Genomic DNA, 7444 nt, shown 5'->3' on the forward strand with positions numbered 1-7444 from the left:
AAGAGGATGGAAATAAACAATTAAATCTATAATCATATCTTATATATATGTTTCTACATAGATTTTGTACCTGCTACTTCTTTTTCAGATAGACCCTTATACTTAGCTTATAAAAGGATACTATCACCCCACACACAATACGAATAAAAGCATACTGTGGTAGTGACTCTTGATTGAACTTGGATTGAGAGCTTAAAATTTGGATTATATTTGGATTATTGATGCAACAATAACTATATATAAAGACAAATCATCTATAAAACTAATATAATATAATTTATAATATAGTATGTTTTAGAGATTGGTGGAAAAATGACAGAGAATTCCAGTGTGAAAGAAAAAGACAAAAAAGAGGAACTGGAAAATATACATGAAAACAAAGAAGGTACGACACTTCAAGAAACAATTGAAAATCGTGTTATAGATGAGCTTGACACATTACAACAAAAAGAGATGGACACATCTGAAAACAAAAACCTGATCGATGATGAAAAAAAAGAGCTGGATGTTTCGGAGGTCTCTATATATCGTCCGAGGATCAAAAAGCAGACCACTGGCTCACAAATAGATCAAATACCGCCAGCAATGAAAGGAAGCGCTCCTAAACCTGCTGAAGAGTTCATACCAGAAAACAAAACTGATCAAAATGATGCTGTTGCAAATATATTTAAAACTGGTGAAAGTGCTGAATCTTTATTAAAGGATATTGAAATACTGGTGCCCCGTTCCCCTAAATTTGGAATGTCACGAAATATTGAAGAGCATATAAGGAATGGAACGGATATAGAGAAAGAGCATCTTTCTGACCTTCCGAATGCTGAAAATAAAATACCATTCCTAGAACATGCTCCAAATATATCGTTTGAGAACTCCACACTTTTACAGGAGATCACAAGCGAAACCAGCACACCCGTGGCAAAGGAAAACACTGAAAAAGTACCAACAGAAAAAACCATCAAATCATCAGCAATAACCAATGAAATAGAAGAAGAAAATTACGCACATGCAGTTGATATTAAAAAAGATGTGCTCGAAAAAATAGATCCTATCGAATGTACTATAACTGAAGGAGGCTTGAAAAGAAAACCTTCGGTCATAGAGAAGATCCGCAGCCTGTTCCAACAAGAAGAAAAAGAGATCGAAAGATATGATCCTCTTATACACGGCCAAATATCCCATTTTAGTGGCCTTGAAGGATATCAGGAAGTGGAACGCTATTGGATCAACGAACCTTATACTTTCGTAGTTATCCTTTATAATGCTGAGCGGAACAATCATCTGTACTATGTGGTCGAACCTGAAATGACAGATTTTGAAAAAATATTTCTCACGGAGATCAGGGATCGACTTAGAGATGTATTACTTGTCGAAAAAATAAATGAGGAAGGAGACAAGGAAAAAATACTGGATATGAAGATAGCCTCTATCATAAAAGATTACTCTATTGAAGTTACACCTGCGATGATGGCAAAAGTTTCCTACTATATTAAAAGGGACTTCATATGGTTCAATAAGATCGATCCTCTTATGCATGATGATTCTATTGAAGATGTTTCAGGCAACGGGCACGAATTACCTATATTTCTGTACCATAGAAAACACACAAACATTGCAACAAACATTGTTTTTCAGGAAGAGGAACTTAACTCATTTATAATCCAGATCGCACAAAGAAGTGGAAAACATATATCAGTGGCAGAACCCATGATAGATGCTGCGATGCCTGATGGGTCCAGGATCCAGATGACCCTGGGTACATGTGTCACTGCACATGGTAGTACTTTTACCATACGTAAGTTCAGTGATGTTCCTATCACTCCTGTGGACCTTATCAAATGGGGTACGTTCTCAGCTGAATCCATGGCTTATCTTTGGCTTTGCATTGAAAATAATAAGAGCCTGATCTATGCAGGAGGTACCGCATCAGGTAAAACCTCATCCCTTAACGCTGTTTCCCTGTTCATTCCTGAAAAGGCAAAGATCATTACCCTGGAAGATACACGGGAACTTAAACTACCTCATCCTAACTGGATACCCAGCGTTACCAGAGATTCTTTCACTGCAGATGAACGTGGAGCTGTGGATATGTATGACCTGCTTAAGGCGGCCTTAAGGCAAAGACCTGAATACCTGCTTGTAGGTGAAGTGAGAGGAAAGGAAGCACTAACACTTTTCCAGGCCATGTCAACAGGACACACAACTTTCTCCACTATGCATGCGGATTCCGTAGCTTCTGCGATCCACAGGCTTGAGAACCCGCCTATCAGTGTACCCCGTACTATGATCCAGGCATTGGACATCATGAGCATCCAATCCCAGACCTATACCAAAGGTAAACGTGTAAGAAGGAATATCAAACTGGTGGAGATCACTGATATTGATCCTAATACCAGGAACATCCGCACTAACGATATTTTTGTATGGGATTCAGAAAGGGATATGTTCATAAGGACAGGTGAATCCAAAGCTCTTATGGATATAAGGCTGCGCAGAGGATGGACAAGTTCAAAGGTAGACCAAGAACTGCGCAATCGAAAAAGAATATTAGAATACATGGTGAAAAATAATTACACTAACTTCAAGGAAATTTCTGACACTATCAATTCATACCAATCTACACCTGAAAAGCTCCTGAAGAAACTGAACCTTGAATGAATATCACAGGTCGGCTCATGAATAACGAGAACGATAAGATCGATACGGCCAATATGAATGAAAAACAGGTTTCTGAAAATACAGATGAGCACGGCATGCTGCAAGATGATCAGGTCTTAGAGCAGCCTGCTTCCAACAATAGACCAATGGCCAGAAAAAAAAGATCTGGAAACCCAAAAGCTCTGATCGAAGATCTTCTTACTTCTTTTTCATTAAAGGTTAAAAGAAATGCAAATAATCCTCTTGGATCACCAATAGAGAATAAATTGATCCTGTATTTGAACATCCTTAAGAAGATACCTTTTGTGATCCTTGGAGACAAGATACAGGAGAAGAAAGACAGCTATGCTAACCTGCAGATGCAACTCAAACAAGCCCGCATACCGATGTCATATGAGATGTATATCTCCAATGCCATATTCTACTCTCTTCTATGTGGTATCGCTGGTGCCATCCTGGGATTGCTTGTTGCTTATACCATAGTATCGGTTATCGGGCTTCCCGGACAGATAACACAACTTACCTTCGGTTCATCCACAGCCTGGTTACTACAATTCAAGGAATTGTTCATTGCCCTTTTGATAATAGTATTTTCCACATTCTCTCTGGGTGGAGTGACCTATGCTTTGTTCATGATCTATCCCGGTTTTCAGGCAAGCGAAAGAAAAGGCAAGATCAACAGGCAATTACCATACGCTGTAACCTTTATGTATGCTATGAGCAAGGGGGGTATGAACATCATTGATATGTTCAAAGCCCTTGCAAAGTCCGTGAACACTTATGGAGAAGTTTCACTGGAAGTTGATGCAATTGTGAGGGACATGGATTATTTCGGCCATGATCTGAGAACAGCCCTTTCCAATGCATGTGAGATCACACCTTCTGACCGTTTCCAGGATCTCATGTATAATCTGCTTACGGTCATTGATAGTGGTGGAAGCATTTCAAAGTACTTCCAGGATAAGTCCGAAAGCTACCTGCTGAAGTCACAAACAGACCAGAAGGGATTCCTGGAAACATTGGGATTACTGGCTGAGTCGTATGTAACTGCATTTGTAGCTGGTCCCCTGTTCATTATCATAATGGGTGTCATGATGGCAGTCATGGGATCTGGTACTACCACCATGATATACGCCGTGATCTACGGAGTATTGCCCGTGGGTTCCGTGATGTTCGTGGTAATGATAAGTATAATCACCCCCAGCGAGATGGGTGAGCCAGAACTTCTGCCCACACGTGCCGAAATGAAGCACGATATACCCCAGGTTCCTCAGCATCTGCAACAGCAATTCGATGAAAATGGAATACTCATCGAAGAGAATGAAGAGAAAGTAAAGCAAAGGCAGTATTATGAAGGTTTTATCAGATCTAAAAAACAGCTCAATTTAAAGAACACATTAAAGAACCCGCTGGCTCCCATGTTCGCTAACCCCCTCTTCTCAGCCATAGTTACTGTTCCTCTTGCATTGCTTGTACTGATGATACCTTTTGCCCTAAACATGCATACTATTGTCACTCCTGCACAACTTGTGGATTTCATTGACGACAAACTTGTTCTTTCACTTTTCATTGTTCTTATCCCACTGGCAATATTCCATGAGATCAAGAATATGAAGAAAAAAAAGATAGAGAACAATTTCCCTGACATGTTGAAAAAACTGGCAAGCACTAACGAAACTGGTATGACCCTGAGGGATTCCATAAACCTGATGGCAAGATCAGATACAAATTCCCTGAGCAAGGAGACCAGAAAGATATGGAACGATATTACCTGGGGTCTTGAAATCAATGACTCCTTGATACGTTTTGCCAACAGATTAAGAACACAGGTTATAACCCGTTCTCTTTCTCTCATCACCAAGGCAAATGAATCGAGCGGTGACATCGGTGAAGTCCTTATAGTTGCCGCAAGGGATGCCGCCTCTGAACAGGCCATGCGCCGGGAAAGAAGCATGAGCATGATGATCTATATCGTTATTATCTATATTTCCTTCCTTGTGTTCGTAGGTGTGATATTCGTCATATCCACTACTTTCCTTTCTGAAATGGCCGCAGCTGGCGAGAAAATGGCTGCTTCGGGATCTAGCGGAGGTTTCCTGGGAAGCTTTGATCTGGATGCCTATACCCAGCTGTTCAAGCATGCGGCCCTGATACAGGGGCTTAGCTCCGGACTTATGGCCGGTGCCATGGGAGAAGGAAACGTGATGTCCGGGCTTAAGCATTCAATAATCATGATGACCATTGGTTTTTTGATCTTCACACTGTTCATCTGACCATATCAACTTTTATGCATTGCACTGGTTGTAATAAGAGATGAGGATAGCAGGAATAGATGAAGCCGGAAAAGGACCTGTGATCGGTCCGATGTGCATCGGAGGAGTGCTTGCCGAGGAGGAAAGGCTGGATTCCCTGAAGAACCTGGGGGTTGCAGATTCCAAGAAACTCACACCTAAGAAAAGAGAGCATCTCGCACATCAGATAAGGAAATATGCACAAAAGGTTTACATTTTTGAGGTATCACCTTCGCAGATCGATGAATTGCGTAAGGTCATGAGCATGAACCAGATAATGGTCCTGGGATTTTCCAGGGTGCTTGAAGAATTGCAGCCCGATATGGCCTATGTCGATGCTGCAGATGTGAATGCAGTAAGGTTCGGTACAAACCTGAAAGCACAGTATGCAAAGAAGCTTCCTGAAAAGTCTAAAGAGCTGACAGTGATTTCCGAACACCGGGCCGATGCCACATATCCGATAGTGTCAGCAGCCTCCATCGTAGCCAAGGTAAGAAGGGATGAACTGGTAAAAGAACTGGAAAAGAGAATTTGCATCGATCTGGGAAGCGGTTATCCTTCAGACCCGAAAACAAAGCGGTTCCTTGAAGACTGGAGCAGGGAACATGGTACTCTGCCGGATTTTGTCAGGCATTCGTGGAAGACCGCTATGAACGTGCTTAAAGAAAAATAGGTTCATGCAGAACCTGTTATGTGATCTGCCATTGACTCGAATATCTTAAGCCCATCCTTTGAACCGAGGATATCCTCTGAAGCTCTCTCCGGATGTGGCATCATGCCCAGTACATTACGGGAGGTGCTGACAATGCCTGCGATGTTCTCCTGTGAACCGTTGGGATTGACCTCATCAGTAACATGGCCTTCTGCATCTGTATATCTGAAAACCACAAGATCATCGTGTTCCAGCTGTGCCAGAGTATCCTCAGTGGCATAGAAATTGCCTTCCTTATGGGCTATGGGGATACGTACCACTTCACCTTTTTTGAACCTGGAGGTGAATGGGGTTCCTGTGCTTTCCACACGCAGACAGGTAGGCTGGCACCTGAACTTGGGATACATATTGGTTGTCAGGGCACCGGCAAGCAGGCCGGATTCTGTAAGTACCTGGAAACCATTGCATATACCAAGAATTGGCTTGCCCCCTGCAGCCAGTTCCTTCACTGATTCCATAATGGGAGTGCGAGCTGCTATGGCACCGGCCCTGAGGTAATCACCGTAGGAGAAACCACCGGGGATCACCACACCTTCAAAACCAGAGAGGGTATCTTCCTTGTACCAGACAAGTCGTGCATCCAGACCCACAACATCCTGCAGGACGTGAAGCACATCCTGGTCACAATTACTGCCGCCGAACTGGATAATGGCAACGGTCATCAGAGTTCCCTCAAGGTGATAGTATAATTGTGTATTATTGGATTTGCAATGAGCTTCTCACACATCTGTTCCACATTCTCTCTTGCATCATATATGTTCTCTGACTCAAGAGCGATGGTATATTTCTTTGAGGTCTTCACACTTTCCGGGGAATATCCCAGATGTTCCAGTGCTCTTTTAATTGTAGTACCCTCCGGGTCAAGCATACCGGATTTTAATTCAATGGTAACATCAGCTTCATATTTCATTCTATATCCTCAGTTGGGTTAGTTGCTATAGTATAACAGACCACGCAATTAAAAATAACGCTTTATGGTTCTGTCCTCAGGGAGCGCTCTGCCTGTATCAGCCTCTGTAAGGAAGTGATGTGTGTAAGGATGACGATCAGGGCGATGGCCGGTACTAAATACCCGGTGAACGCACCCAGGACCAGAAGGATCATTCTCTCCGGCCTTTCAGCAAGACCTACATCCATAGATTTAGCGCCTGCGGCTTCTGAGCGAGCCCTTGTATAACTGACAAGATAAGAGCCAATAAGGGCAAGTGAACACCAGAGCCAATCCGGAACAAGGAACAAAGGATATGGGACTATGCTCCCGTTGACAAGGCCATAAATGATGCCTACAAAGATAATAGCATCTGCATAGCGGTCACATACAGAGTCCAGCACAGCTCCAAAGGCTGTCATCCTGTTAGAAGCCCGGGCCACGGCGCCATCGAGCACATCAAAGATACCGCTGACAAGGATGAACACTCCACCCAGTACCACATAACCTCTGGCGAAGATCATAGCTGTTACAATGCTCACAGCGAGACCTATAACAGTTAGTGTGTTTGGAGAAACGGGTATTTCTTTGGCCAGAGGCAATAAAGCCTTCCTTACGGTATTTTTCAACTTGCTGAAAATGATGCATCCCTCATTACCCTTAAGTGGTTTTGACAATATATTATTTTAGTTATCTGTTATGACCGGAAGCAAACAACTGTATAAACCTGCTCTATGATGAGCATGAGTAGTATTATACAGTAAAATATAGAAAACATTAAATAGGAACTTGAGTGATTTTTACCTGATGCTGGAAGAAGAATGGTGGTACATCCATCCAGGGTCTAATGTGATCAAA

The 7444-nt window shown here is 42.4% G+C and carries 6 protein-coding genes; 3 read left to right on the forward strand and 3 right to left on the reverse strand.

The genetic code is table 11. From position 1 onward, the window contains the following. Positions 1-312: 312 nt before the first annotated feature. From AB7U21_RS09035 to rnhB, 3 genes are read left to right on the forward strand one after another with little or no spacing between them, the layout of a single operon-like run. The gene (locus AB7U21_RS09035; RefSeq protein ID WP_428388445.1) at positions 313-2655 is read left to right on the forward strand and encodes a type II/IV secretion system ATPase subunit; all 2343 of its coding nucleotides are present in this window, start codon (positions 313-315) and stop codon (positions 2653-2655) included. A gap of 17 nt (positions 2656-2672) precedes the next feature. Then, positions 2673-4928: a type II secretion system F family protein gene (locus tag AB7U21_RS09040; RefSeq protein WP_428388448.1), complete on the forward strand. Its 2256-nt coding sequence runs from the start codon at positions 2673-2675 to the stop codon at positions 4926-4928. Positions 4929-4968: 40 nt separating this feature from the next. Beyond that, positions 4969-5619, forward strand: coding sequence for a ribonuclease HII (gene rnhB / locus AB7U21_RS09045; protein WP_428388450.1), 651 nt, complete (start codon positions 4969-4971; stop codon positions 5617-5619). 2 nt (positions 5620-5621) lie between these two features. Here the strand turns inward: rnhB and purQ are convergent, their stop codons facing one another. The 3 genes from purQ to AB7U21_RS09060 all read right to left on the reverse strand — a co-directional run bounded on the left by purQ (position 5622) and on the right by AB7U21_RS09060 (position 7263). Continuing rightward, positions 5622-6320, reverse strand: a complete 699-nt coding sequence (purQ, locus tag AB7U21_RS09050; RefSeq protein WP_428388452.1) for a phosphoribosylformylglycinamidine synthase I — start codon at positions 6318-6320, stop codon at positions 5622-5624. Further along, positions 6320-6568: a phosphoribosylformylglycinamidine synthase subunit PurS gene (purS, locus tag AB7U21_RS09055; RefSeq protein ID WP_428388454.1), complete on the reverse strand. Its 249-nt coding sequence runs from the start codon at positions 6566-6568 to the stop codon at positions 6320-6322. The genes purQ and purS overlap by 1 nt, the downstream gene beginning before the upstream one ends. A gap of 62 nt (positions 6569-6630) precedes the next feature. Continuing rightward, positions 6631-7263, reverse strand: coding sequence for a CDP-alcohol phosphatidyltransferase family protein (locus AB7U21_RS09060; RefSeq protein ID WP_333787572.1), 633 nt, complete (start codon positions 7261-7263; stop codon positions 6631-6633). Positions 7264-7444 lie beyond the last annotated feature (181 nt).

Source organism: Methanomethylovorans sp. (assembly GCF_050177135.1).
Classification (GTDB): Archaea; Halobacteriota; Methanosarcinia; order Methanosarcinales; family Methanosarcinaceae; genus Methanomethylovorans.